This is a genomic window from Pseudomonas sp. LRF_L74 (genome assembly GCF_965644255.1).
In the GTDB taxonomy this organism is placed as follows: domain Bacteria; phylum Pseudomonadota; class Gammaproteobacteria; order Pseudomonadales; family Pseudomonadaceae; genus Aquipseudomonas.
In genome coordinates, this window is sequence record NZ_CBFFRH010000009.1 from 162343 (window position 1) to 187215 (window position 24873).

General features: G+C 62.7%; 26 protein-coding genes. 20 read left to right on the forward strand and 6 right to left on the reverse strand.

Annotated features, from left to right (window positions below; all coding sequences use genetic code 11):
* Positions 1-77: 77 nt before the first annotated feature.
* The 11 genes from ffh to ACSZPK_RS21700 all read left to right on the forward strand — a co-directional run bounded on the left by ffh (position 78) and on the right by ACSZPK_RS21700 (position 9551).
* A complete protein-coding gene (gene ffh / locus ACSZPK_RS21650; protein ID WP_437883612.1) occupies positions 78-1451 on the forward strand; it encodes a signal recognition particle protein in 1374 nt (457 codons plus the stop codon).
* A gap of 236 nt (positions 1452-1687) precedes the next feature.
* Complete coding sequence (rpsP, locus tag ACSZPK_RS21655; RefSeq protein WP_437883613.1) at positions 1688-1939, forward strand: 30S ribosomal protein S16; 252 nt, start codon at positions 1688-1690, stop codon at positions 1937-1939.
* Between the two features lie 5 nt (positions 1940-1944).
* Positions 1945-2478, forward strand: a complete 534-nt coding sequence (rimM, locus tag ACSZPK_RS21660; RefSeq protein ID WP_437883614.1) for a ribosome maturation factor RimM — start codon at positions 1945-1947, stop codon at positions 2476-2478.
* 18 nt (positions 2479-2496) lie between these two features.
* The gene (trmD, locus tag ACSZPK_RS21665) at positions 2497-3240 is read left to right on the forward strand and encodes a tRNA (guanosine(37)-N1)-methyltransferase TrmD (protein ID WP_437883615.1); all 744 of its coding nucleotides are present in this window, start codon (positions 2497-2499) and stop codon (positions 3238-3240) included.
* Positions 3241-3280: 40 nt separating this feature from the next.
* Positions 3281-3631, forward strand: a complete 351-nt coding sequence (gene rplS / locus ACSZPK_RS21670) for a 50S ribosomal protein L19 (RefSeq protein WP_437883616.1) — start codon at positions 3281-3283, stop codon at positions 3629-3631.
* A 94-nt stretch (positions 3632-3725) separates the two neighbouring features.
* Positions 3726-4133, forward strand: a complete 408-nt coding sequence (locus tag ACSZPK_RS21675) for an acyl-CoA thioesterase (protein ID WP_437883617.1) — start codon at positions 3726-3728, stop codon at positions 4131-4133.
* An 8-nt stretch (positions 4134-4141) separates the two neighbouring features.
* Positions 4142-5038: a site-specific tyrosine recombinase XerD gene (gene xerD / locus ACSZPK_RS21680; RefSeq protein WP_437883618.1), complete on the forward strand. Its 897-nt coding sequence runs from the start codon at positions 4142-4144 to the stop codon at positions 5036-5038.
* A gap of 74 nt (positions 5039-5112) precedes the next feature.
* Positions 5113-5844 carry a bifunctional protein-disulfide isomerase/oxidoreductase DsbC gene (gene dsbC, locus ACSZPK_RS21685; protein ID WP_437883619.1) on the forward strand — a complete coding sequence of 244 codons (732 nt, stop codon included), beginning with the start codon at positions 5113-5115 and terminating at the stop codon, positions 5842-5844.
* A 108-nt stretch (positions 5845-5952) separates the two neighbouring features.
* A complete protein-coding gene (locus ACSZPK_RS21690) occupies positions 5953-7257 on the forward strand; it encodes a homoserine dehydrogenase (protein WP_437883620.1) in 1305 nt (434 codons plus the stop codon).
* A 78-nt stretch (positions 7258-7335) separates the two neighbouring features.
* On the forward strand, positions 7336-8745 hold the full coding sequence (thrC, locus tag ACSZPK_RS21695; protein ID WP_437883622.1) for a threonine synthase: 1410 nt from the start codon (positions 7336-7338) through the stop codon (positions 8743-8745).
* Between the two features lie 239 nt (positions 8746-8984).
* Positions 8985-9551, forward strand: coding sequence for a DJ-1/PfpI family protein (locus ACSZPK_RS21700; RefSeq protein ID WP_437883623.1), 567 nt, complete (start codon positions 8985-8987; stop codon positions 9549-9551).
* A gap of 36 nt (positions 9552-9587) precedes the next feature.
* On the opposite strand, the gene rhlB is transcribed toward ACSZPK_RS21700, so the two are convergent.
* From rhlB to ACSZPK_RS21715, 3 genes are all read right to left on the reverse strand, one after another.
* Complete coding sequence (gene rhlB, locus ACSZPK_RS21705; RefSeq protein WP_437883624.1) at positions 9588-10994, reverse strand: ATP-dependent RNA helicase RhlB; 1407 nt, start codon at positions 10992-10994, stop codon at positions 9588-9590.
* A 100-nt stretch (positions 10995-11094) separates the two neighbouring features.
* A complete protein-coding gene (locus ACSZPK_RS21710; RefSeq protein ID WP_437883713.1) occupies positions 11095-12033 on the reverse strand; it encodes a diguanylate cyclase in 939 nt (312 codons plus the stop codon).
* A gap of 368 nt (positions 12034-12401) precedes the next feature.
* Complete coding sequence (locus tag ACSZPK_RS21715; RefSeq protein WP_437883626.1) at positions 12402-13061, reverse strand: alpha/beta hydrolase; 660 nt, start codon at positions 13059-13061, stop codon at positions 12402-12404.
* 385 nt (positions 13062-13446) lie between these two features.
* Between ACSZPK_RS21715 and ACSZPK_RS21720 the strand changes: the two genes are divergently transcribed.
* The 9 genes from ACSZPK_RS21720 (at position 13447) to ACSZPK_RS21760 (ending at position 21515) form a co-directional block, all read left to right on the forward strand.
* On the forward strand, positions 13447-14475 hold the full coding sequence (locus ACSZPK_RS21720; protein WP_437883628.1) for an amino acid ABC transporter substrate-binding protein: 1029 nt from the start codon (positions 13447-13449) through the stop codon (positions 14473-14475).
* Positions 14476-14571: 96 nt separating this feature from the next.
* Complete coding sequence (locus ACSZPK_RS21725; RefSeq protein WP_437883629.1) at positions 14572-15750, forward strand: amino acid ABC transporter permease; 1179 nt, start codon at positions 14572-14574, stop codon at positions 15748-15750.
* 9 nt (positions 15751-15759) lie between these two features.
* Complete coding sequence (locus ACSZPK_RS21730) at positions 15760-16860, forward strand: amino acid ABC transporter permease (protein ID WP_437883630.1); 1101 nt, start codon at positions 15760-15762, stop codon at positions 16858-16860.
* Between the two features lie 13 nt (positions 16861-16873).
* Positions 16874-17638, forward strand: coding sequence for an amino acid ABC transporter ATP-binding protein (locus tag ACSZPK_RS21735; RefSeq protein ID WP_437883631.1), 765 nt, complete (start codon positions 16874-16876; stop codon positions 17636-17638).
* Positions 17639-17720: 82 nt separating this feature from the next.
* Positions 17721-18374 (forward strand): FadR/GntR family transcriptional regulator, encoded by a 654-nt coding sequence (locus ACSZPK_RS21740; protein ID WP_437883632.1) that lies wholly within the window; start codon positions 17721-17723, stop codon positions 18372-18374.
* Positions 18375-18380: 6 nt separating this feature from the next.
* Entirely contained in the window at positions 18381-19577 is a 1197-nt protein-coding gene (locus ACSZPK_RS21745) for a CynX/NimT family MFS transporter (protein ID WP_437883633.1), read from the forward strand.
* 94 nt (positions 19578-19671) lie between these two features.
* The gene (locus tag ACSZPK_RS21750; protein ID WP_437883634.1) at positions 19672-20139 is read left to right on the forward strand and encodes a nuclear transport factor 2 family protein; all 468 of its coding nucleotides are present in this window, start codon (positions 19672-19674) and stop codon (positions 20137-20139) included.
* Between the two features lie 60 nt (positions 20140-20199).
* Entirely contained in the window at positions 20200-20520 is a 321-nt protein-coding gene (locus ACSZPK_RS21755; RefSeq protein WP_437883635.1) for a GIY-YIG nuclease family protein, read from the forward strand.
* A gap of 59 nt (positions 20521-20579) precedes the next feature.
* Positions 20580-21515 (forward strand): glutathione S-transferase family protein, encoded by a 936-nt coding sequence (locus ACSZPK_RS21760; protein WP_437883636.1) that lies wholly within the window; start codon positions 20580-20582, stop codon positions 21513-21515.
* A 79-nt stretch (positions 21516-21594) separates the two neighbouring features.
* On the opposite strand, the gene ACSZPK_RS21765 is transcribed toward ACSZPK_RS21760, so the two are convergent.
* The 3 genes from ACSZPK_RS21765 to ACSZPK_RS21775 form a co-directional block, all read right to left on the reverse strand.
* Entirely contained in the window at positions 21595-22407 is an 813-nt protein-coding gene (locus tag ACSZPK_RS21765; RefSeq protein ID WP_437883638.1) for a hypothetical protein, read from the reverse strand.
* A gap of 4 nt (positions 22408-22411) precedes the next feature.
* A complete protein-coding gene (yejK, locus tag ACSZPK_RS21770; RefSeq protein WP_437883640.1) occupies positions 22412-23419 on the reverse strand; it encodes a nucleoid-associated protein YejK in 1008 nt (335 codons plus the stop codon).
* A gap of 95 nt (positions 23420-23514) precedes the next feature.
* On the reverse strand, positions 23515-24828 hold the full coding sequence (locus ACSZPK_RS21775) for a TAXI family TRAP transporter solute-binding subunit (protein WP_437883642.1): 1314 nt from the start codon (positions 24826-24828) through the stop codon (positions 23515-23517).
* Between the last annotated feature and the right edge of the window lie 45 nt (positions 24829-24873).

Below are 24873 nucleotides of genomic sequence, written 5' to 3' on the forward strand. Positions count from 1 at the left end.
GCTGCAACGCCGCCGGGCCTGCGGTTATACTCCGCGCCTTGCCGCAAAACGCTGCCCAGCTCCCTGAAGGAACGCGCATGTTCGAGAACCTAACCGATCGCCTGTCACAGACATTGCGCCATGTCACTGGCAAGGCGAAATTGACCGAAGACAACATCAAGGACACCCTGCGCGAAGTGCGTATGGCCCTGCTCGAGGCCGACGTCGCCCTGCCGGTGGTCAAGGACTTCGTCAACAAGGTCAAGGAGCGCGCGGTCGGCACCGAGGTGTCGAAGAGCCTGACCCCAGGCCAGGCCTTCGTGAAAGTCGTGCGGGCCGAGCTCGAAGAACTGATGGGTGCCGCCAACGAAGGCCTGGCGCTGAATGCCGCGCCACCGGCGGTGGTGCTGATGGCTGGCCTGCAAGGTGCCGGTAAGACCACCACGGCGGGCAAGCTGGCGCGCTTCCTCAAGGAACGCAAGAAAAAGACCGTGATGCTGGTTTCTGCCGACGTCTACCGTCCGGCGGCGATCAAGCAACTGGAAACCCTGGCCGGCGAAGTGGGCGTGACCTTCTTCCCCTCCGATATCAGCCAGAAGCCGGTTGCCATCGCCCAGGCGGCGATCGCCGAGGCCAAGCTCAAGTTCATCGACGTGGTCATCGTCGATACCGCCGGTCGCCTGGCCATCGACCAGGAGATGATGGACGAGATCAAGGCGGTTCATGCCGCGATCAAGCCGGTCGAAACCCTGTTCGTGGTCGACGCCATGACGGGCCAGGACGCCGCCAATACCGCCAAGGCCTTCGGCGATGCGTTGCCGCTGACCGGCGTGGTGTTGACCAAGGTCGACGGTGACGCCCGTGGCGGTGCTGCACTGTCGGTGCGCCACATCACCGGCAAGCCGATCAAGTTCATCGGTATGGGCGAGAAGAGCGATGCGCTCGATCCGTTCCACCCTGATCGCGTGGCCTCGCGCATCCTCGGCATGGGTGACGTGCTCAGCCTGATCGAGCAGGCCGAGCAGACCATGGACCGCGAGAAAGCGGAGAAACTGACCAAGAAACTGAAGAAAGGCAAGGGCTTCGACCTCGAAGACTTCCGCGACCAGTTGCAGCAGATGAAGAGCATGGGCGGCCTCGGTGGCCTGATGGACAAGCTGCCGCAACTGGGCGGCATGAATCTCGGCCAGATGGGCAATGCCCAGAGCGTCGCCGAGAAGCAGTTCAAGCAGATGGAAGCGATCATCAACTCGATGACTCCGGCCGAACGGCGTGACCCGGAGATCATCAGTGGCTCACGCAAGCGTCGTATCGCCCTCGGGTCCGGCACCCAGGTGCAGGACATCGGCAAGCTGATCAAGCAGCACAAGCAGATGCAGAAGATGATGAAGAAATTCTCTGCCAAGGGCGGCATGGCCAAGATGATGCGTGGCCTCGGAGGCATGATGCCAGGCGGAATGCCCAAGCTTTGAGCCGTAGGCTTCAAGATCAAAGCGACTCGCCGAGGCGCTTTTGAGTTGAACGTTCAGTCGCGCTCTTCTTGCCAGGCGATTGAGGAAAAACGACAGGCGCGCATCTTTTTTGCCGTTACTTGCCCCTTGCGACTTGAAGCGAGGGGTGTTTGCTTTTAAAATGCGCGGCTTTTCGGGCCTAGGCCCATTAAATGTGTGCCTTATAAGCTAGCACCGACTACAGGAACGAAGTTCACATGGTAACCATCCGTCTTGCCCGTGGCGGCTCCAAGAAGCGCCCCTTCTACCACCTGACCGTGACCAACAGCCGCAATGCGCGCGACGGTCGTTTCGTCGAGCGCGTGGGGTTCTTCAACCCGATCGCCACCGGTGCCGAAGTGAAGCTCTCCGTAAACCAGGAGCGTGTCACCTATTGGCTGAGCCAAGGCGCCCAGCCGTCTGAGCGCGTTGCTCAGCTGCTGAAGGAAGCTGCCAAGGCCGCTGCCTGAGTCTCATGACCACGTCGCCATCCGTCGAGAATCTGATCGTTCTCGGAAAGATCACGTCGGTACATGGTGTGCGTGGTGAGGTGAAGATCTACTCCTTCACCGACCCGATCGACAACCTGCTCGATTATCGCCAGTGGACGCTTCGGCGCGATGGCGAGACCCGGCAGGTCGAGCAGGTGCGAGGACGACTGCAAGGCAAGGTCCTGGTGGCCAAGCTTGCAGGTCTCGATGACCGGGAAGAGGCGCGAGCCTTGGCCGGTTTCGAGATTTGCGTGTCGCGCAGCTTGCTGCCGGCTCTCGACGATGACGAGTTCTACTGGTACCAACTGGTGGGCCTCAAGGTGATCGACCAGAACGGGCAACTGTTCGGTGTCATCGACCATCTGATGGAAACCGGTGCCAACGATGTGATCGCAGTGAAGCCCTGTGCGGGCAGCATCGATGATCGCGAGCGCCTGTTGCCCTACACGACGCAATGCGTCCTGAAGGTCGATCTGGATGCTGGCGAAATGCACGTCGATTGGGATGCGGATTTCTGACTAGCGGTGCGGTAAACCATGCGGATTGAAGTGATCAGCATCTTCCCGGAGATGTTCGAAGCGATAAGTCGGTACGGTATTACCAGTCGTGCGGTAAAGCAGGAGCTGTTGCAGCTCAACTGTCATTACCTGCGTGATTTCACCGATGATCGTCACCAGACCGTGGACGACCGGCCATTTGGCGGCGGCCCTGGCATGGTGATGAAGATCAAGCCCCTGGAGGGTGCCCTGGCTGCGGCCAAGGCGGCTACCGGTGGCAGGGCGAAGGTGATCTACCTGTCGCCGCAGGGCCGCCAGTTGAATCAGCAGGCGGTTCGCGAGCTGGCTGGCGAGGAGGCATTGATCCTCATCGCGGGCCGCTACGAAGGCATCGACGAGCGTTTCATCGAGACGCACGTCGATGAGGAATGGTCGATTGGCGATTACGTCCTCTCCGGCGGTGAGCTTCCGGCGATGGTGCTGATCGATGCTGTAACGCGGCTGCTACCGGGTGCGCTCGGCCATGCAGATTCCGCCGAGGAGGACTCGTTCAGCGATGGCCTCCTCGATTGCCCGCACTACACCCGTCCCGAGGTGTACGAAGGCAAGCGTGTTCCGCAGGTGCTGCTCAGCGGCAACCACGAACACATACGACGCTGGCGCTTGCAGCAAGCCCTCGGGCGAACCTGGGAACGTCGGCGTGATCTTCTGGATTGCCGCTCGCTTTCTGGAGAAGAGACCAAGCTGCTGGAGGAATTCATCCGCCAGCGGGACGATAGTTAACGTATCGATGGCAAACCGTGGTTTGTCTTAGGAGCACAGCATGACCAACAAGATCATTCAGCAGCTCGAAGCCGAGCAGATGAACAAAGAGATCCCGGCTTTCGCCCCAGGCGATACCGTGATCGTGCAAGTGAAAGTGAAGGAAGGCGACCGTTCGCGTCTGCAGGCCTTCGAAGGCGTTGTGATCGGCAAGCGTAACCGCGGCCTGAACAGCGCGTTCACCGTTCGCAAGATTTCCAGCGGCGTTGGCGTGGAGCGTACCTTCCAGACTTACTCGCCGCTGGTTGACAGCATCAGCGTCAAGCGCCGCGGCGACGTGCGCAAGGCCAAGCTGTACTACCTCCGCGACCTGTCTGGCAAGGCAGCGCGCATCAAGGAAAAACTGTCCTGATTGGATGGTTCCTTACAGAAAAGCAGCCCAAGGGCTGCTTTTTTCATTTCCGGGGGCTGCTATCGTTCGCTCCCCGATTACGAGTAGTCGTGGCATGACCCCTAGAGAGCAAGAAATCCAGCGCCGTACCGAACTGTCGGAAACCCGTGTGACCAAGGCCGTGTTTCCGTTCACCACCAACCACCACAACACCCTGTTCGGTGGTACCGCACTGGCGTGGATGGACGAGATCGCCTTCATCGCCGCCACGCGTTTCTGCCGGCTGCCGCTGGTCACGGTGTCCAGCGATCGCATCGACTTCAAGCATGCGATTCCAGAGGGCTCCATCGTAGAACTGATCGCCCGGGTCATTGCGGTGGGCAACACCAGCCTCAAGGTCGAGGTCGAAGTGTTCGTTGAAAGCATGGCCTGCGCAGGCCGCGAAAAAGCCATCGGTGGCGTGTTCAGCCTGGTGGCCGTGGGCGAGGACAAGAAGCCGGTTCCCGTCCTGGCGATGGACTGAATGAGCCGATGCCTATCCTTGATCACCCATTGATCGACCGTTTTCTCGATGCCTTGTGGCTGGAAAAGGGCTTGTCCGAGCACACCCGCAGCGCCTACCGCAGCGATCTCGGTCATTTCAATAGCTGGTTGCGGGAGCGGGGCATCGAACTGCCGACGGCCGGGCGCGATGCCGTGCTCGATTACCTGGCCTGGCGCCTGGAGCAGAAATACCAGGCACGTTCCACCGCCCGTTTTCTTTCCAGCGCCCGAGGCTTCTATCGCTATCTGCTGCTGGAGAACCTGATCGCCGAGGACCCGACCCTGCAGGTCGATTTGCCGCAGATCGGCCGGCCGCTGCCCAAGTCGCTCTCGGAGGCGGATGTCGAAGCGCTGCTTGCCGCTCCCGTGCTGGAAGATCCCATCGGCATGCGCGACAAGGCCATGCTGGAAGTGCTTTACGCCAGCGGTCTGCGCGTCACCGAGCTGGTGTCCCTGACCCTCGAACAGGTCAATCTGCGCCAGGGAGTGGTGCGTGTGCTGGGCAAGGGCAGCAAGGAACGCCTGGTGCCGCTGGGGGGCGAGGCGATCCACTGGATCGAGCGCTATGCGCGCGAGGCCAGGCCATTCCTGCTCGATGGCAAGCCCAGCGATGTGCTGTTCCCCAGTCTGCGCGGCGTGCAGATGACCCGGCAGACCTTCTGGCATCGGATCAAGCATCAGGCCCAGGTGGCAGGGATTTCCAAGTCGTTGTCGCCGCATACCCTGCGCCATGCCTTCGCCACTCACCTGCTCAATCACGGCGCCGATCTTCGCGTGGTGCAGATGCTGCTCGGCCATAGCGACCTGTCGACCACGCAGATCTATACCCATATCGCCCGGGCGCGCCTGCAGGAATTGCATGCGCAACATCATCCGAGGGGCTAGCTTAAGGCGGCCTGTCCTGCTTCTGTGCTACCCTCTGCGCCTTCTTTCGCCCTCCGCCCGCTACAGGAGTATCCATGCGCGTGACCCGTTTTCTCGCCGGTGCCGCCATTGCCCTGGCCAGCCTGTTCGCCCAGGCTGACCAGAATGCCGAGCAGAACATCCGCAAGACCCTGGAGTCGCTGCAGGCCGGTGTGCCGGTCGAGTCCATCAGCAGCAGCCCATTGAACGGTCTCTATGAGGTTCAACTGCAGGGCGGGCGTGTGCTGTATGCCAGTGCCGACGGAAAGTTCGTGATCCAGGGTTACCTGTACCAGGTCGATGGCGACAAGGTCACCAACCTGACCGAGGCCACCGAGTCGCGCTCCGTGGCCAAGCTGATCAATGGCATTCCCGCAGCGGAAATGGTGGTTTATCCGGCCAAGGGTGAAGCCAAGACCCATATAACCGTCTTTACCGACACAACCTGCCCTTATTGCCACAAGCTGCATGGAGAAGTGGCTGAGCTGAACACGCGTGGTATCGAGGTTCGTTACCTGGCGTTCCCGCGTCAGGGGTTGGGCTCCGAGGGCGACAAGCAGATGCAGGCCGTGTGGTGTGCCAAGGACCGTGTCGCGGCAATGGACAAGTTCGTCGAGGGCAGCAAGATCGAAGCGGCCAAGTGCGATAATCCGGTGGCCAAGCAGTTCCAGTTGGGCCAGGCGATCGGCGTGAATGGTACGCCGGCGATCGTCCTCGCCGACGGCAAGCTGTTGCCGGGCTACCAGCCCGCCGCGCAGCTCGCGGCCCAGGCGCTGATGGCCAAATGATGGACTGTGCAGTCGATTGACCAGCAATCGGCTGCTTCGTAAAGTGCGACTCTTTTTCTCGGCCGGGCTTACCCGGCCGTTTTACGCAGTGCAGGTGGGGACAGCAGAGTGAATCCGGTAAAAGTAGGCATCTGTGGCCTGGGGACCGTCGGTGGCGGTACTTTCAACGTACTCAAGCGCAACGCCGAGGAGATTGCCCGCCGTGCCGGGCGCGGAATCGAGGTCGCGCAGATTGCCGCCCGTCGTCCGAACCCCAAGTGCGAAACCGGTTCCACCCCAATTACCGCGGACATCTTCGACGTTGCCAGCAACCCCGAGATCGACATCGTCATCGAGCTGATCGGCGGTTACACCCTGGCCCACGAACTGGTACTCAAGGCCATCGACAATGGCAAGCACGTGGTCACCGCGAACAAGGCTCTGATCGCTGTGCACGGCAACGAAATCTTCGCCCGTGCCCGCGAGAAGGGCGTGATCGTTGCCTTCGAAGCGGCTGTCGCTGGCGGTATCCCGGTGATCAAGGCAATCCGCGAAGGCCTGGCCGCCAACCGTATCAACTGGCTGGCCGGGATCATCAACGGCACCGGCAACTTCATCCTCACCGAGATGCGTGAGAAAGGCCGTGCCTTCGCCGATGTGCTCAAGGAAGCCCAGGCGCTTGGTTACGCCGAAGCCGACCCGACCTTCGACGTCGAAGGCATCGACGCCGCGCACAAGCTGACCATCCTCGCCTCCATCGCCTTCGGCATCCCGCTGCAGTTCGACAAGGCCTACACCGAAGGCATCAGCAAGCTGACCAGTGCCGACGTCAACTATGCCGAAGCTCTGGGCTACCGGATCAAGCACCTCGGTGTGGCCCGTCGTACCGAGGCTGGTATCGAGCTGCGCGTGCACCCGACCCTGATTCCGGCCGACCGCCTGATCGCCAACGTCAACGGCGTGATGAACGCGGTGATGGTCAATGGCGATGCCGCCGGTTCGACCTTGTTCTACGGTGCTGGCGCCGGCATGGAAGCGACTGCCTCGGCGGTGGTCGCCGACCTGGTCGACGTGGTGCGCGCGCTGACCACCGATCCGACCAATCGCGTGCCACACCTGGCATTCCAGCCGGATTCTCTGTCCGACCACCCGATCCTGCCGATCAGTGAGAGCGAGAGTGCCTACTACCTGCGCATCCAGGCCAAGGATCACCCTGGCGTGCTGGCCCAGGTGGCGAGCATCCTGTCCGAGCGCGGGATCAACATCGAATCGATCATGCAGAAGGAAGCCGAGGAGCAGGACGGCCTGGTGCCGATGATCCTGGTGACCCATCGCGTGGTCGAATCGCGCGTCAACGATGCCATCGCGGCCCTGGAAGCGCTGGATGGCGTCTCCGGCAGCGTCGTGCGTATCCGCGTCGAACAACTCAATTAATCAGGCCTGAAGCTGGAGGCTGGAAGACCGAGTGCTTCGAGCTTCAAGCTTCAAGCTCAAACCGAAGGTTTGAATGACATGCGCTACATCAGTACCCGCGGCCAGGCGCCGGCCCTGAATTTCGAAGACGTGCTGCTTGCCGGCCTGGCCAGCGACGGTGGCCTGTACGTGCCGGAAAACCTGCCGCGCTTTACCCAGGAAGAGATCGCGTCCTGGGCCGACCTGCCGTACCACGAGCTGGCGTTCCGGGTGATGCGCCCGTTCGTCACCGGCAGCATCGCCGATGCCGACTTCAAGAAAATCCTCGAAGAGACCTACGGTGTCTTCGCCCACAGCTCCGTTGCTCCGCTGCGCCAACTGAACGGTAACGAGTGGGTGCTGGAGCTGTTCCACGGTCCGACCCTGGCGTTCAAGGACTTCGCCCTGCAACTACTCGGTCGCCTGCTCGACCACGTGCTGGCCAAGCGCAACGAGCGCGTGGTGATCATGGGCGCCACCTCCGGCGATACCGGCTCGGCAGCCATCGAGGGCTGCAAGGCCTGCGACAACGTCGACATCTTCATCATGCACCCGCACAAGCGTGTGTCCGAGGTGCAGCGCCGGCAGATGACCACCATCTTCGGCGATAACATCCACAACATCGCCATCGAAGGCAACTTTGACGACTGCCAGGAAATGGTCAAGGCCAGCTTCGCCGACCAGGGCTTCCTCAAGGGCACTCGCCTGGTCGCCGTCAACTCGATCAACTGGGCGCGGATCATGGCCCAGATCGTCTACTACTTCCACGCCGCCCTGCAGCTCGGTGGTCCGACGCGTTCGATCGCGTTCTCGGTGCCGACCGGCAACTTCGGCGACATCTTCGCCGGCTACCTGGCGCGCAACATGGGCCTGCCGATCAGCCAACTGATCGTCGCCACCAATCGCAACGACATCCTGCACCGCTTCATGAGCGGCAACCAGTACGTCAAGGACACCCTGCACCCGACCCTGTCGCCGTCGATGGACATCATGGTTTCGTCCAACTTCGAGCGCCTGCTGTTCGACCTGCACGGCCGCAACGGTGCCGCCATCGCCAACCTGATGGACACTTTCAAGCAGGGCGGCGGCTTCAGCGTCGAGGAAGACCGCTGGAGCGAAGCGCGCAAGCTGTTCGACTCCCTAGCGGTCAACGACGAGGAAACCTGCGAGACCATCGCCGAAGTGTTCAAGACCACCGGTGAAGTGCTCGATCCTCATACCGCCATCGGCGTGCGTGCCGGCCGTGAATGCCGCCGCAGCCTGTCGGTGCCGATGGTCGTGCTGGGCACCGCCCATCCGGTCAAATTCCCCGATGCGGTGGAGAAGGCCGGTGTCGGCAAGGCCCTGGAACTGCCGGCGCACCTGAGCGACCTGTTCCAGCGCGAAGAGCGTTGCAGCGTCCTGGCCAACGACCTGAAGACGGTGCAGCAGTTCGTGGCCCAGCACGGTAATCGCGGCAAGCCGCTCTGAGCCTGGCGATATGAAAAAGCCCCGCGACGCAGGTCGTGTGAAAACGTAGCGAGCGAAGGTCAGGCAAGGCAAAAAACGGCGAAAAAGCGCAGTTTACGAGCTGTAAATGAGCATTTTGAGCCGTTTTTTAACGCTGCATGACCGAGCGCAGTAGTTTTCACACTGTCTGGACGCGGGGCTTTTTCATTCCATCCATCTGTACCAGACTGCATGCTCCTCAATCCGTGGAGAGCAGCCCGATGTCCGTGAAGAAGATCCTCATGCTGGTCGGCGACTATGCCGAAGATTACGAAACCATGGTGCCGTTCCAGGCCTTGCTCATGCTCGGTCACGAAGTGCATGCCGTCTGCCCGAACAAGAAGGCGGGCGAGACCATTCGCACGGCGATCCACGATTTCGAAGGCGGCCAGACCTACAGCGAGAAGCCAGGGCACAACTTCGCCCTGAATTTCTCTTTCGATGACGTCCGCGCCGATGCCTATGACGCTCTGGTGATTCCTGGTGGCCGGGCGCCGGAATACCTGCGGCTCGATGGCCGGGTGATCGAGTTGGTCAGGGCGTTCGATGCGGCGCACAAGCCCATCGCTGCGGTCTGCCACGGCGCGCAGTTGCTGGCGGCGGCCGATGTGCTCAAGGGGCGCTTCTGCAGTGCCTATCCGGCCTGTGCGCCAGAGGTGCGTTTGGCCGGTGGCGAGTTCGTCGAACTGGCGGTCACCGAGGCCCATGTCGACGGCAACCTGGTTACCGCACCTGCCTGGCCCGCGCATCCAGCGTGGCTGGCGGCGTTTCTCAAGGTGTTGGGCTGAAACAAAACGCCCCGAACAGGTCGGGGCGTTTGGGCTTCAGTGCTTGCGTGGCACCGGCTTGAGCAGTTCGTCCGGCGGCGTTTCGCAGTTGATCTTGCGCCCGAGCAATTCTTCGATCGGCGGAAGGGCGAAGGCGTCGTCCTCGCCGGCAAAGCTGATCGAAACGCCGCTGGTGCCGGCGCGTCCAGTACGGCCGATGCGGTGTACGTAGTCGTCCGGCACTTCCGGCAGGGTGAAGTTGATCACGTGGCTGATGCCGTCGACATGGATGCCGCGGCCGGCGACGTCGGTCGCCACCATCACGCGGATCTTGCCCTCGCGGAAACCTTCCAGGGTCTTGATCCGCTTGTGCTGCGGCACGTCGCCGGACATCTGCGCGGCGCTGACGCCGTCCCTGACCAGCTTCTCTTCGATACGCCGCACTTCGTCGCGACGGTTGGCGAAGACCATCACCCGTTCCCAGTTGTTCTGGGTCACGAGGTTGTACAGCAGCCTGTACTTGTCCTGGCTGGAAACCGCATAGACATGCTGCTCGACGGTATCGCTGGCGACGTTTTCCGGCTCGATCTCGACGATGGCCGGGTCGGTGGTCCACTGCCGGGCCAGGTTCATCACGTCCTCGGTGAAAGTCGCGGAGAACAGCAGGGTCTGGCGTTCGCCCTTCATCGGCGTCTGGCGAATGATCTGGCGCACCTGCGGGATGAAGCCCATGTCGAGCATGCGGTCCGCTTCGTCGAGCACCATCACCTCGACCATGTCCAGGTGCACCTCGCCGCGCTGGTTGAAATCCAGCAGGCGGCCCGGTGTGGCGACGAGGATGTCGCAATAGCGAGATTCGAGCTGCTTGAGCTGTTTGTCGAAGTCCATGCCGCCGACGAAACTCATCACGTTCAGGCCGGTGTACTTGGTCAGCGCCTGGGCGTCCTTGGCGATCTGTACCACCAACTCGCGGGTCGGAGCGATGACCAGTGCCCGTGGCTCGCCCATGTAGCGTTCCTTCGGCGGCGGTGTCTGCAGCAACTGGGTGATGGTCGAGACCAGGAACGCGGCGGTCTTGCCCGTGCCGGTCTGGGCACGGCCGATGGCGTCCTTGCCCTTGAGCGTGTGGCCGAGGACCTGGGCCTGGATCGGCGTGCAGTAGGGAAAGCCGAGGTCATGGATGGCATGCATCAGCTCGGGGGAAAGCTTGAAGTCATGAAAGCGGGTCTTGCCTTCCATGGGCTCGACCACGAAGTCGGCCAGCGACCAGGTATCCACCGGTTTGGCCGGGCGTTCACGGCGGGTACGCTGTGGCTTGGTTTCCTGGTCCTTGCGAGGGGCGGGGGCGTCGCTCTGTGGCGGATTCGCAGGTAGGGCCGGCGGTGTGGGGAGGGTACTGGTGGGTACGCTGCTCACGGGCTGCTCGGCGTCCTTGCTGAAGATTTTCTTGAGTGCTTTGAGCACGGCCATCTCATCTGGTTAAGGAGTGAACGGCCGCCAGTGTAAAGCAAGAAGCCCCGCTGGCGAAGTGCCCTGGGTGGTTGCTCGGTTCAAGCCCGCCAGGCTATCCGCACAGGCAGTTGCGACCCTGTTGCTTGGCTTGGTAGAGCGCGCTGTCGGCCCTGGCGATCAGGCTTTCCAGGAGGTCCTGGTGCTGCATCCCGGCCAGTCCGATCGATACGGTGACTCCAGGCAGGATGCCGATGGGCGAATAGAAGGAGCCGATCTGCTCCAGGCTCTGGCGCAAGCGCTCTCCAATCCTGCGGGCTTCGTCGAGATCGATTTCCGGCAGGAGGATGACGAACTCTTCACCGCCATAGCGAGCCATGCTGTCCTTGGGACGCAATTGGTTGCGCAGGGTGTGGGCGACCAGGCTGAGGGCATAGTCGCCGGCGAGGTGGCCGTGCTGGTCGTTGTAGGATTTGAAGTGATCGACATCGAGCATGAGCATGCACAGCGGCTGCTGATTGTAGGCGCAGCGCGTGCTCTCGCGCTGGAAGACGTGCTCCAGCCAACGCCGGTTGAAGCAGCCGGTCAGGGTGTCGACGTTGGCGTTCTGCTCACTGTCGAGAATGATCCTGTTGCCTTGGCGTACCCGTTCGCAGAGCAGTTGCAGCAGGTTCTGCATCATCTGTGGCGAATGATTGAACAGGCCGACCAGCGACTCGCGCTGCAGGCGCAGCACCAGTGACGGCTGGGTCGTGACGACATAGGCCGAGGGGTGGTCGTTGTCGATGAAACTGATTTCGCCAGCGCACTCGCCCGGCGACAGGGTGCTGACCGGCTGGTTGTCCAGTGAGCCGAGGTAGACCTTCAGTTCGCCTTCCAGCAGTAGATAAAGGTATTGGTTGCGACTGAAGGGCGAGAGCAGCACTTCACCTGTTTCCAGCTCGCAGGCACGGAACTCCTGCAGCAGTTGTTTCAGGCTGTGTGGCGCGACATTGTGGAACAGTCGCATGTGGCTGAGTTGCGGCAGCTGTCGCTGCCATTCGGCATTTTTCATCGCACGCATGATACGTCGCCTAGGGGCGTGCAGAAGGCGGATGGCATCACAAACACTCCTTGTTCATCGTTGGATACCCGGGGCGGGTGCTCGTGGGAGAGCGCCATCGCTCATCGATGACCGTAAGTCGCAATGGATCGCTCGACAATCGATCAGTGCCCTCCGGCCGACCGACGGTAATAACAAAGAGAAAGCGGCCGATGCCAGAAGGTTCTTGGAATCTGTTCACGCTTGTGATCCGAGCTGTTGAAGCCTCTTTTACCGCCGTTTCGAGGCAAAACAGCTGCAGCCTCAATCCCGTCGTGTGAGTTGGTTCTCAAACGAGAAAGGCCCCTGTGCTTTTAGCGGGCCTTTACCAACTGTCGTTCTCAGGAGCCCAGGCGAGCGCTCAGCCACGTATAGATGTCCTGGACCTCTTCATTCACTACTTCATGACCCATCGGGTACTGCTTCCATTCGACCTGGCCGCCAGCGCGCTGCACACGGTCATGGGCCGTGCGTCCCATGTCGATTGCCACGACTTCGTCGGCCGAACCATGCAGGCTCAGCAGCGGGGTGCGCTGGCGTCGTTCGTCGAGCGTCAGTCGATCGTCGAAGGTCGGGGCATAGGTGGACAGTGCGAGTACGCCGCCCAGCTCGCCATTCCAGCGCAGGTAGGCCGTGTGCAGGACCACCGCGCCACCCTGGGAGAAGCCGGCGAGGATGATGCGTGTCGGGTCGATGCCCGAGGAGCGCTGCTGCTCGATCAGTTCGATGACCGTACGTGACGACTCCTCCAGTTGCTCCTCATCGATGGCGCGGGCCGGGCTCATGGCGGTGATGTCGTACCAACTGGGCATGGCATAGCCGCCGTTGATGGTCACCGCACGGGTCGGTGCCTGGGGCAGGATGAAACGCACGCTGGGCAGGCCCCGTTGCAGTGCAAGGGCGACCGGCTGGAAGTCGTAACAGTCGGCCCCCAGGCCATGTAACCAGATGACGCAGGCGTCAGCGCTCTGTGGTGCGTCGAGATGCAGTTTTTCGGGCATATGTGGCTCCAGACTTGTTCGTGTGCTTTGTTTTGGTGCGCGGGCATCGAGGGTGTCTGTCTCATCCGTTAAATCGATGTCGCACAACTGAAAGTTTGCTGCTTGACCGCCGTTGAACGCGGCATTGTCGCAAAGCTGGTACGCGCTTTGCTCAAGGCTGTCTGTCCAGGCTGAAACGAATGACGTTACAGCGGGCAACGTTTTGTCTCCCACCCGCATAGACCACGGGCCAGAGGCGGTTTCTTCCGCCCCCTGGAGCGGTGACTAGACTGTTTCCGGGCCTCGCTCGCCGTCCGGGCGCCATGTTGGCGGCATCGGGTAGGCCTCACAAGGGCTGGCTGGCCAGGCCGAGACTCCGACTCAACAATAATGCTTGGAGGTTCTGATGAAGATGGTGAAATCCACCCTGGCTGTATTGACTACGGCCGCGGTACTGGGGGTGAGCGGTTTCGCCCACGCCGGTGCCACGTTGGATGCGGTGAAGAAGAAAGGCTTCGTGCAGTGCGGTATCAGCGATGGATTGCCCGGTTTCTCCTACGCCGACGCCAAGGGCAACTACCTGGGTATCGACGTTGACGTCTGCCGCGCGGTCGCCGCTGCCGTGTTCGGCGATGCTTCCAAGGTCAAGTACAGCCCGCTGACCGCCAAGGAGCGTTTCACCGCCCTGCAATCCGGCGAGGTCGACGTGCTGTCGCGCAACACCACCTGGACCAGCTCGCGCGATGCGGCCATGGGCCTGAACTTCACCGGCGTGACCTACTACGACGGCCAGGGTTTCCTGGTCAACAAGAAGCTCGGCGTTTCCAGCGCCAAGGAGCTGGACGGGGCTACCGTGTGCATCCAGGCCGGCACCACCACCGAGCTGAACCTGGCCGACTACTTCCGCGCCAATGGCCTGAAGTACACGCCGATCACCTATGACACTTCCGACGAGAGCGCCAAGTCCCTGGAGTCCGGTCGTTGCGACGTACTGACCTCCGACCAGTCGCAGCTCTATGCCCAGCGCATCAAGCTGGCTGCGCCGGACGAGTACGTGGTGTTGCCGGAAGTGATCTCCAAGGAACCGCTCGGCCCGGCCGTGCGCCAGGGTGACGAGGAGTGGTTCGACATCGTGCGCTGGACACTGTTCGCCCAGCTCAACGCCGAGGAACTGGGGGTGACTTCGGCCAACGTCGAAGAGCAGGCCAAGTCGACCAAGAACCCCGACGTTGCCCGCCTGCTGGGCACTGAAGGCGACTTCGGCAAGGACCTGAAGCTGCCGAAGGACTGGGCGGTGAAGATCGTCAAGCAGGTCGGCAACTATGGCGAGATGTTCGAGCGCAACGTCGGTAAAGGCAGTGAGCTGAAGATCGACCGCGGTATCAACGCCCTGTGGAACAAGGGTGGCCTCCAGTACGCACCGCCGGTGCGTTGATCCAGCGCGCCGGCGCCCCGGACGGGGCGTCGGTCGTTCCTGATTGACGAGGCAGCTCAGGCCTTCCGGGCCTGGGCCGCCTCCGTGAGGGCCATCATGCGAAGCAGTTCCAATCCTCCGCGTCCATCCATATGGACCGACCCGCAGGTGCGTGCCTGGGCGTTTCAGATCATCGCTGTCGTTTTGGTCGTAGCGATCGGCTGGTATCTGGTGCACAACACCCAGCACAACCTGCAACAGCGCGGCATTCTTTCCGGCTTCGGTTTCCTGGAGCAGAGTGCCGGCTTCGGTATTTCCCAGCACCTGATCGACTACAACGAGAGCGATTCCTACGGTCGGGTGTTCTTGATCGGCCTGCTCAACACCCTGCTGGTGACGGTCGTGGGGATTTTCCTGGCGACGATCCTCGGCTTTGCCCTGGGCGTCGCACGGCTGTCGCCGAACTGGCTGCTGAGCAAGCTGGCGACCGTATACATCGAGACGTTCCGCAACATTCCGCCATTGCTGCAGATATTCTTCTGGTATTTCGCGGTGATCGGACCCTTGCCGGGGCCGCGCCAGAGCGTGAACTTCGGCGATACCTTGTTCGTCAACAACCGTGGCATGCAGATGCCCGCGCCGATTGCCGCCGAAGGCCTGGTGCCTTTCCTGATCGCCCTGGGCGTCGGCCTGCTGGCCATCTACGGTGTATGGCGGTGGGCAAGGGCGCGTCGGCATGCCACGGGCCAGGGCTTTCCTGTGCTGCTGTCCGCCATCGCCATCCTCGTTGTGCTGCCCGGCCTGACCATGCTTGTCGCCGGTGCGCCGGTGCATTGGGACGTGCCGGTGCTGCAGGGCTTCAACTTCCGTGGCGGCTGGGTCATGGCGCCGGAGCTGGTGTCGATCATCATGGCCCTGAGCATCTACACCGCGGCCTTCATCGCCGAGACGGTACGTGCCGGCATCCAGTCGGTCAGCCACGGCCAGACCGAGGCGGCCAGCTCGCTGGGCCTGCGTCCGGCGCGCATCCTGCGCCTGGTGATCATTCCGCAGGCGCTGCGGGTGATCATTCCGCCGCTGACCAGTCAGTACCTGAACCTGGCGAAGAACTCGTCGCTGGCCGCCGCCATCGGTTATCCGGACATGGTCTCGCTGTTCGCCGGCACCGTGCTCAACCAGACCGGCCAGGCCATCGAGGCCATGGCCATCACCATGAGCGTTTACCTGGCCATCAGCATCAGCATCTCGATGTTGATGAACGCGTACAACAAGCGCATCGCGCTGATCGAACGGTAGGGCGCAGCCATGACGACACATACCTTCAAGCCCGACCTGCCGCCACCGTCGGTCAGCGTCGGACCACTCGCCTGGATGCGGGCGAATCTGTTCTCCAGCTGGATCAACTCGCTGTTGACCCTGGCAGGTCTGTACCTGATCTGGCTGGTGCTGCCGCCGGTCATCGAGTGGGCGTTGCTCAAGGCCATCTGGAGCGGCAGCAACGTCAGGGATTGCACGCCGCGCGAGGGTGCCTGCTGGGCCTTCATCGGCGATCGCTTCGGCCAGTTCATGTACGGTTTCTATCCGGCCGAGCTGCGCTGGCGCGTCGACCTGGCGGCGATCATCGCCATCGTCACGGCGCTGCCGTTGTTCCTCAAACGCTTGCAGAACAAGGCCAAGTACGGCCTGGCCTATCTGCTGGTCTACCCGGTCCTTGCCTACTGGCTGCTGCATGGCGGTTTCTTCGGCCTGGACAGCGTCGCCACCTCGCAGTGGGGCGGCCTGATGCTGACCATCGTGATCGCCGCCGTCGGGATCGCCGGGGCGTTGCCGCTGGGCATCCTGCTGGCCCTCGGGAGGCGCTCCAACCTGCCGGCGATCAAGGTCATCTGCGTGACCTTCATCGAGTTCTGGCGCGGCGTGCCGTTGATCACCGTGCTGTTCATGTCCTCGGTGATGCTGCCGCTGTTCCTGCCCGAAGGCATGAGCCTGGACAAGCTGCTGCGGGCCATGGTGATGGTGATCTTCTTCGAGGCCGCCTACATCGCCGAGGTGGTGCGCGGTGGCATGCAGGCGATTCCCAAGGGGCAATACGAAGCGGCGGCGGCCATGGGCCTCGGCTACTGGCGGACCATGGGCCTAGTGATCCTGCCCCAGGCGCTGAAACTGGTGATCCCCGGCATCGTCAACACCTTCATCGCCCTGTTCAAGGACACCAGCCTGGTGATCATCATCGGCCTGTTCGACTTCCTCAACAGCATCAAGCGGGCGACCAACGACCCGGCCTGGCTGGGGATGTCGACCGAGGGCTATGTGTTCGCCGCCCTGGTCTACTGGATGTTCTGTTTCAGCATGTCCCGTTATTCGATGCGCCTGGAGCGCAAGTTGAATACCGGCCACAAGCGCTAGGAGTCATGAGCAAATGAACGAATTACTGAAGAAACAACCCAGCGCCGAGCCGATCATCCAGCTGCAGGGCGTGAACAAGTGGTATGGCCAGTTCCACGTGCTCAAGGACATCAACCTGAACGTGCGGCAGGGCGAGCGCATCGTCCTGTGTGGGCCCTCGGGTTCGGGCAAGTCGACCACCATCCGCTGCATCAACCGTCTGGAGGAACACCAGGAAGGGCGGATCGTGGTCGATGGCACCGAACTGACCAACGACCTCAAGCAGATCGAGACGATCCGCAGGGAAGTGGGCATGGTGTTCCAGCACTTCAACCTGTTTCCGCACCTGACCGTGCTGCAGAACTGCACGCTGGCGCCGATGTGGGTACGCAAGATGGCGAAGAAGGACGCCGAGGAAATCGCCATGCAGTACCTCAAGCGGGTGCGCATCCCCGAGCAGGCGCATAAGTTTCCCGGCCAGCTTTCCGGTGGCCAGCAGCAGCGCGTGGCCATCGCCCGGGCGCTGTGCATGAAGCCCAAGATCATGCTGTTCGACGAGCCGACCTCGGCCCTCGATCCGGAAATGGTCAAGGAAGTGCTCGACACCATGATCGGCCTGGCCGAGGACGGCATGACCATGCTCTGCGTGACCCACGAGATGGGTTTTGCCCGTACCGTGGCGAACCGGGTGATCTTCATGGACAAGGGCGAGATCGTCGAACAGAACGAGCCCAATGCGTTCTTCGACAACCCGCAGAACGAGCGGACCCGGTTGTTCCTCGGGCAGATCCTGCATTGACGAGATAGACGGGGCGCGGTTTGCATCGAGCGGACCGCGCCTTTATGCTTTGCACGAATTCATCCGATGATTGGATCATTTCGTGAGTGCACCTCTGGTCAAACGCTCCCTGGTCGATCAGGCCCTCGAACGCTTGCGCGAACGCATCGCGCAAGGTGCCTGGCAAGTCGGCGAGCGCCTGCCTACCGAGCCTGAGCTGGGCGCAGAGCTGGGCATCAGCCGCAACACCGTGCGCGAGGCGATGCGGGTGCTGGCCTTCAGCGGCGTGATCGAAATCCGCCAGGGCGATGGCAGCTATCTGCGCGCCAACAGCGATCCGCTGGCCACCGTGCAGGTGCTGTCGCGTTGCACCCTGGAGCAATGCCGGGAAGTGCGGCGAATGATCGAGAGCGAAGCCATTCGCCTTGCCGCGCAACGGCGTACCGAGGCCGATCTGCAAAGCCTCGAAGAGGCCTTGCAACAGAGCGGCCAGCACTATCACGACGATCTGGAAAGCTATATCGCCTGCGACCTGGTGTTTCACCAGCGCCTGGTGGACGCCGCGCATAACCCGGCCCTGAGTGGCCTGTACCAGTATTTCTCCAGCCAGGTCGGCCAGGCCCTGCGCACCACCCTGAGCCAGACCCCGAGGCGGCAGTCGGTCTTCGATCTGCATCGCCTGATCCTCGATGCGGTACGCGATGGCGATGTCGAGCGCGCCCGCAACCTGTCGCTGACCCTGATCGACGAGCCTTGATCCGATATGTCCAATGCGCTTCCCAATCGACCGCAATACAACACATGGCTGCTATTGATCGGCCTGGTCATGGTCGCCCTGAACCTGCGCCCGGCCCTGTCGAGCATGGCGCCGGTGCTTGGCCAGGTCAGCCAGGCGCTGGGGCTGAGTGCCGCCCAGGCTGGCCTGCTGACCACCTTGCCCGTGCTTTGCCTCGGTCTGTTTGCGCCGCTGGCGCCCTGGCTGTCGCGGCGCCTGGGCAGCGAAGGCACGGTGTTCGCCATCCTGCTGGCGCTGGCCGGCGGCATCCTGCTGCGCAGCAACCTTGGTGCGTTCGGACTGTTCAGTGGCAGCCTGTTGTCCGGAGCCAGCATCGGCATCATCGGCGTATTGCTGCCGGGCATCGTCAAGCGTGACTTCCCCAGCCATGCCGGCCTGATGACCGGCGTGTATACCATGGCTCTATGCCTGGGCGCGGCAATCGCGGCCGGCTCGACCGTGCCGCTGACCCATCATTTCGACGACAGCTGGCGCATCGGCCTGGGCTTCTGGGTCATCCCGGCAGTGCTCGCCGCCCTTTGCTGGCTGCCGCAGTTGCGCCGCCACGGCACCTCGGCGAGCCGGCGCAAGGTCAAGGGGCTGCTGCGCGATCCACTGGCCTGGCAGGTCACCTTGTTCATGGGCTTCCAGTCGTCGCTGGCCTACATCGTCTTCGGTTGGCTGCCGTCGATCCTGATTGGTCGTGGCCTGAGTCCGGTCGAGGCGGGCATGGTCACCTCCGGTTCGATCATCGTGCAACTGGCCAGCTCGCTCAGCGTGCCCTGGTTGGCCACGCGTGGCCGGGATCAGCGGCTTGCGGTCATCGCGGTCATGACGCTGACCCTGCTTGGCCTGTTCGGCTGCCTGTATGCGCCGCTGGCTGGGCTATGGGGTTGGGCCATCGTTCTGGGGTTGGGGCAGGGCGGTTCGTTCGCCCTGGCACTGACCCTGATCGTGTTGCGCTCGCCCGATGCCCAGGCTGCTGGCAGCCTGTCGAGCATGGCCCAGGGCGTGGGCTATACGCTGGCGTCGATGGGGCCGCTGGCGGTGGGTATCCTGCATGACTGGAGCGGCGGCTGGACGGTACTCGGCTGGCTGTTCGGCAGTGTCGGCCTGGTGGCGACGGCGTTTGGCCTGGGCGCGGGCCGTGCTCGCCAGGTCGAGGTACACGGCGACAAGGCTTGAGTCGACCGATCAGCCTGGAGAATGGCACAAAAGGCCATCGCGCCTGGCCGCCGCGGCAGTCGATACTGTGTGTTCACTCATCTGGAGCGGTGCAATGGCTCATTCCAATGCCGAACTGATCACCCGTTTCTACCAGGCCTTCCAGGCACTGGATGCCGAAGGTATGGTCGCCTGCTACGCGAGCGATGTGCAGTTCAGCGATCCGCTGTTCCCTGATCTGCAGGGCGACCAGGCACGCGACATGTGGCGCATGCTCGCCAGCCGCGCCCAAGGTTTTTCGCTGACCTTCGGCGACGTCTGGGCCGATGATGAGAAGGGTGGGGCGCAGTGGGTGGCGACCTACCTGTTCAGCCAGACCGGCAACACCGTGGTCAACCGCATACAGGCCAGTTTCTGCTTCAAGGACGGGCTGATCGTCGAGCACCGCGACCGTTTCGATCTCTGGCGCTGGGCGCGCCAGGCACTCGGGGGCAAGGGGCTGTTGCTGGGTTGGCTGCCGCCGGTGCAGAACGCTATTCGTGGCCAGGCCGCGCGTGGCCTGGCCGCATTCCGCTCGCGCTGAACAGTGGCACGGGCGCAACTGATCCTCTAACCTCGGCGGTCATTTTTCCGGACCACGACCATGACCCAGTGCGACTCCGCTGAAACGATCACCGAGCCCATCGAGCCCAGGATCAAGGCCTGGTTCGTCTATCTGGTGCGGGCGCAGAACGGCGCCTTGTATTGCGGCATCAGCGACGATCCCCAGCGGCGCTTCGCGCAGCATTGCAGCGGCAAGGGCGCTCGTTTCTTTCACTCCAGCCCGGCCCAGGCGCTGGTGTACGTCGAGGCGTGTGACGGCAAGGGCGATGCCCTGCGCCGCGAGCGGGCGATCAAGGCCTTGAGCAAGCGCGCGAAGGAGCAACTGGTCGCGATCACCCGCAAGGATGTCAAGACGTTGTAGTGTCGTGCCGCGCCTGGGGCGGCTAGTCTTGAGCGCTACCACGACACTGGAGGCGCGCCATGTACGAGCTGATCCTGCACAACTACCCGACTTCTCCGTTCGCCGAAAAAGCCCGTCTGATGCTGGGCTTCAAGCAGTTGTCCTGGCGCTCGGTGGATATTCCACGGGTCATGCCCAAGCCTGACCTGATCGCCCTGACGGGCGGCTATCGCAAGACGCCGGTGCTGCAGGTCGGCGCCGATATCTATTGCGACACCGCGCTGATCGCCCGTCGCCTGGATGCGGAAAAGGCCACGCCGCCGCTGTTTCCCGAGGGCGCGGAGCTGACCGCGGCCAGCTTCGCCCACTGGGCTGACTCGGTGGTGTTTCCCCATGCCGTGGCCCTGGTGTTCCAGCCCGAGTCGGTGGCCGTGCGTTTCGCCGGCTTGGCCCCTGAAGCCGTCAAGGCGTTCATCGCCGACCGGGGCGCATTGTTCAGTGGCGGCTCGGCGAGTCGCATTCCCATCGAGGTGGCCCGTCACAACTGGCCGGTGTTCATGGCGCGGTTGGAGCTGCAACTGGCGCGGGAGGAGAACGACTTCCTGTTCGGCGAGGCGTCCATCGCCGACTTCGCCCTGGCCCACAGCCTGTGGTTCCTCAAGGGCACGTCGGTGACCGCAGCGCTGGTCGATGCCTATCCGAACGTGCTGGCCTGGTATGGCCGGGTGCTGGGTTTTGGTCACGGCTCATCGAGTGTGCTGAGTGCCGAGAAGGCGTTGCAGATCGCCCGCGAGGCGACGCCGGCAGCGTTGCCGGACGCGTTCTTCGAAGAGCCCAACGGGCTGCGCGCTGGACAGCGTGTCAGCATCGCCGCCACCGATTACGGCGTCGACCCGGTGGCCGGTGAGCTGCTGTATGCCGGCCGCGAGGAACTGATCCTGCGTCGTGAGGACGAGCGGGCCGGCGTGGTGCATGTGCATTTCCCGCGCTTGGGCTTTCGCGTCGAGGTGATCTAGCCTCCGGCGCTCACGGCTTGGGCTGACACGCAGCCCGTAGCCGCGTGCTTTGCGCGAGGTGGCGGCGCATCGCCCGCCGTTACTCCAGATCCTCGGCCTTGAACGGGCTTTCTATATCCGGCCAGCCCAGCTCCAGGCGCTCCAGCTCGCGGGCCAGCAGGCTGGCGACCAGCCAGTCGCGCAGCCATTTGTTGTCGGCGGGGAGGATGTACCAGGGCGCCGCTTCACTGTGACTGGCGCCCAGTTGCTCGGCCCAGCGCTGCTGACGGCCGTCATAGTCGCGATACGCGGACAGATCATTGATGTGCAGCTTCCAGCGCTTCTCGAGGTTTTCCAGGCGGCTGAGCAGGCGGCGTTTCTGCTCGGGCCTGGACAGGTGCAGGTAGCACTTGAGTGGATGGATGCCCTGCTTGCGCCAGCCGTTCTCGAAGTCTTGCACCTGTTTGTGCCGTCGCGGCATGTCGTCGGCACTGCACAGGCCATCGATGACGTCGGTGACCATCGCCTCATGCTGGCTGCGGTTGAATACACCGAGCAGGCCGGGGCCTGGCAGGGCTTGTTCATAGCGCCAGAGAAAGTCGTGGCGCCGCTCTTCCTCGTTCGGCTTGACGAAGGCGTGCAGGCTGATGCCCTGCGGGTCGCAGGCGCTGACCACCTTGCGGATCACGCCGTCCTTGCCGGCGCAGTCGGTGCCTTGCAGGATCAGCAGCAGCGAGTCCTTGCGATTGGCCCAGAGCATGCGCTGCTGGACGTTGATCCAGACCTTGAGTTCTTCCAGCGCGTCACGCGCATCGTCACGCTTGATGCCGAAGTCCTCGGCCGGGTCGATGGCCAGGGGCTTCTTCGGGTTGCACAGGCAGGCGTCGAGAATCTTGTCGGGCAGGCGTGGCATGCGGTCAATCCTTGCGGCGTTTCAGTTGATCCTTCAGTTGCGTCGGCAACTGGCGAATGATCAGCACGTCGCGGCTCTCGTCGTACTCGATGGCCGAACCGAGCAGGTGCGATTCGAAGCTGATCGACAGGCCTTCGGCGCGGCCGGTGAAGCGGCGGAACTGGTTGAGCGTGCGTTTGTCCGCCGGAAATTCCGGGGCCATGCCGTAGTCCTTGTTACGGATGTGATCGTAGAACGCCTTCGGACGTTCCTCATCGATGAGCCCGGACAGCTCTTCCAGGGTGATCGGCTCGCCCAGCTTGGCCTGGGTGCTGGCGTAGTCGACCAGTGCCGTGGTCTTTTCCCGCGCCTGTTCCTCGGCCAGGTCCTCGCTCTCGACGAAGTCGCTGAAGGCCTTGAGCAGGGTGCGCGTCTCGCTCGGCGCATCGACGCCTTCCTGGCAGCCGATGAAGTCGCGGAAGTAGTCCGAGACCTTCTTGCCGTTCTTGCCCCGGATGAACGAGATGTACTGCTTGGACTGCTTGTTGTTCTGCCATTCGGAAATATTGATCCGCGCGGCCAGGTGCAACTGGCCGAGATCGAGGTGCTTGGCAGGCGCCACCTCCAGGGATTCGGTCACCGCCACGCCTTCGTTGTGGTGCAGCAGGGCGATGGCCAGGTAGTCGGTCATGCCTTGCTGGTAGTGGGCGAACAGCACGTGGCCGCCGGTGGACAGGTTGGATTCCTCCATCAGCTTCTGCAGGTGCTCCACCGCTGCGCGGCTGAAGGCGGTGAAATCCTGGTCTTCGTCCAGGTATTGCTTCAGCCAGCCGCTGAACGGGTAGGCGCCGGACTCTTCGTGGAACAGACCCCAGGCCTTGCCCTGCTTGGCGTTGTAGCTTTCGTTGAGATCGGCGAGCAGGTTCTCCATGGCCTGGGAGCTGCCCAGCTCGCTGTCGCGGGCGTGCAGCACGGCGGGCGAACCGTCGGGTTTCTTCTCGATCAGGTGGACGATGCAATGGCGGATCGGCATGGGCGCATTCACTGGGTTGAACGGGGAAGTTGCCTAGTCTACCGGCGAGGAAGGCTGTTTTCAGCCTCTGGCCAGCATCGTGCGAGCTCTCTTCCCTATCTCCTCTCACGCAGCGCCCGCAACCGTTCGATCATGTAGCGCAGGTGTACGTGCAACTGGTACAGCTCGTTGGAGTAGGACAGCGGCACGTCTACGCGTGCCAGTTCGTCCTCCATGCGTTCCAGGCGGGCGATTTCTTCGCTGATGTCCGCTTTCAGGCCACCTTTGTAGAGTTGCTGGTCGACCTCGCGCAGGTGTTTGTACCAGCGATAGATACGGGCTCGCACGCGCCAGCGGTAGATCGGGCCGATGGCCTTGAACAGCGGGAACAGCAGCACCAGCAGCGGGATCGCCAGGATGATGTAGCGGTCGGCCAGCGAGGCGATGCGAAACGGCAGGTAGCGCTGCAGGATGGGCAGGCCTTTCTCGTAGTAGTAATCGGCTTCGTCCAGGGTGTGCAGGGATTGTGGCGGCCGCGCGGGGAACGTACCGGTCGGGTCGAGCAGGCTGCCGTTCTTCAGCACGGTTTTGGCGGCTTCGAGGATCAGTGGCGTCAACGAGGGGTGGAAGTCTTCGCCGGCGACCAGCGTCGCCACCGGGCCGAGGGTGAGGATATCTTCGCGCGGGGTGTTCTGCGCCATGTCGAGCATGCCTTCGCCGACCTCGACCTCGCTCAGGTAGGTCAGTCGTGCCAGGTAGGCCGGTACGCGGCGCAGGCTGGCCAGGCGCAGATCTGGCTCGGCGGCCAGGCGCTGGATCAGTGCGTTCTCTGCCGGGCCGACGAAGAAGCCGGCATCCAGCTTGCCTGCGATAAGGGCATCGGCGGCGCGACTGCCGCCGGTGGCCTGCCAGCTCTGCGGGTAGTGTTCGGGCTCGATACGGTTGGCCGCGAACAGGGCGCCAGTCACCGCTTGCGTGCCGCTGTCCGGCACGCCGATGGCGACGCGCCACTGCTTGAGTTCGTCCAGCCCGGTGAAGGTCTTGTCGGCGCGGATGAACAGCCATAGCGGCTCGCGATACATCACGCCAAGTGCGGAGAGTTTGTCGCGCTGTTTTTCGCTGACGCTGAGTTCCTGGCCGCTCTGTACCAGTGCCAGCTCGACTTCGTCGTTGTCGAGCTTGGCCAGGTTGTCCTGCGAGCCCTTGCTGTTGACCAGTTGCAGATCGAAGCCCTGTTTTGCCAACTCGTCACGCAGGCGCTCGGCGAAGGCATGGTAGCCGCCGCTGGCGGCGCCGGTGGCCAGGCGCGCATGCATGGGCGGTGGTGGGGCGACGAAGTAGAACAGTGCGCCAACCAGCGCGGCAATCACTGGTATCAGCCAGAGATTGGTCAACAGCATGATTTTCAGGTCACGAAGCAGGCGGCGCATGTAACGGTCCTTATTGTCAGGGCGCGAGTATCGCGGGGGAAGTCA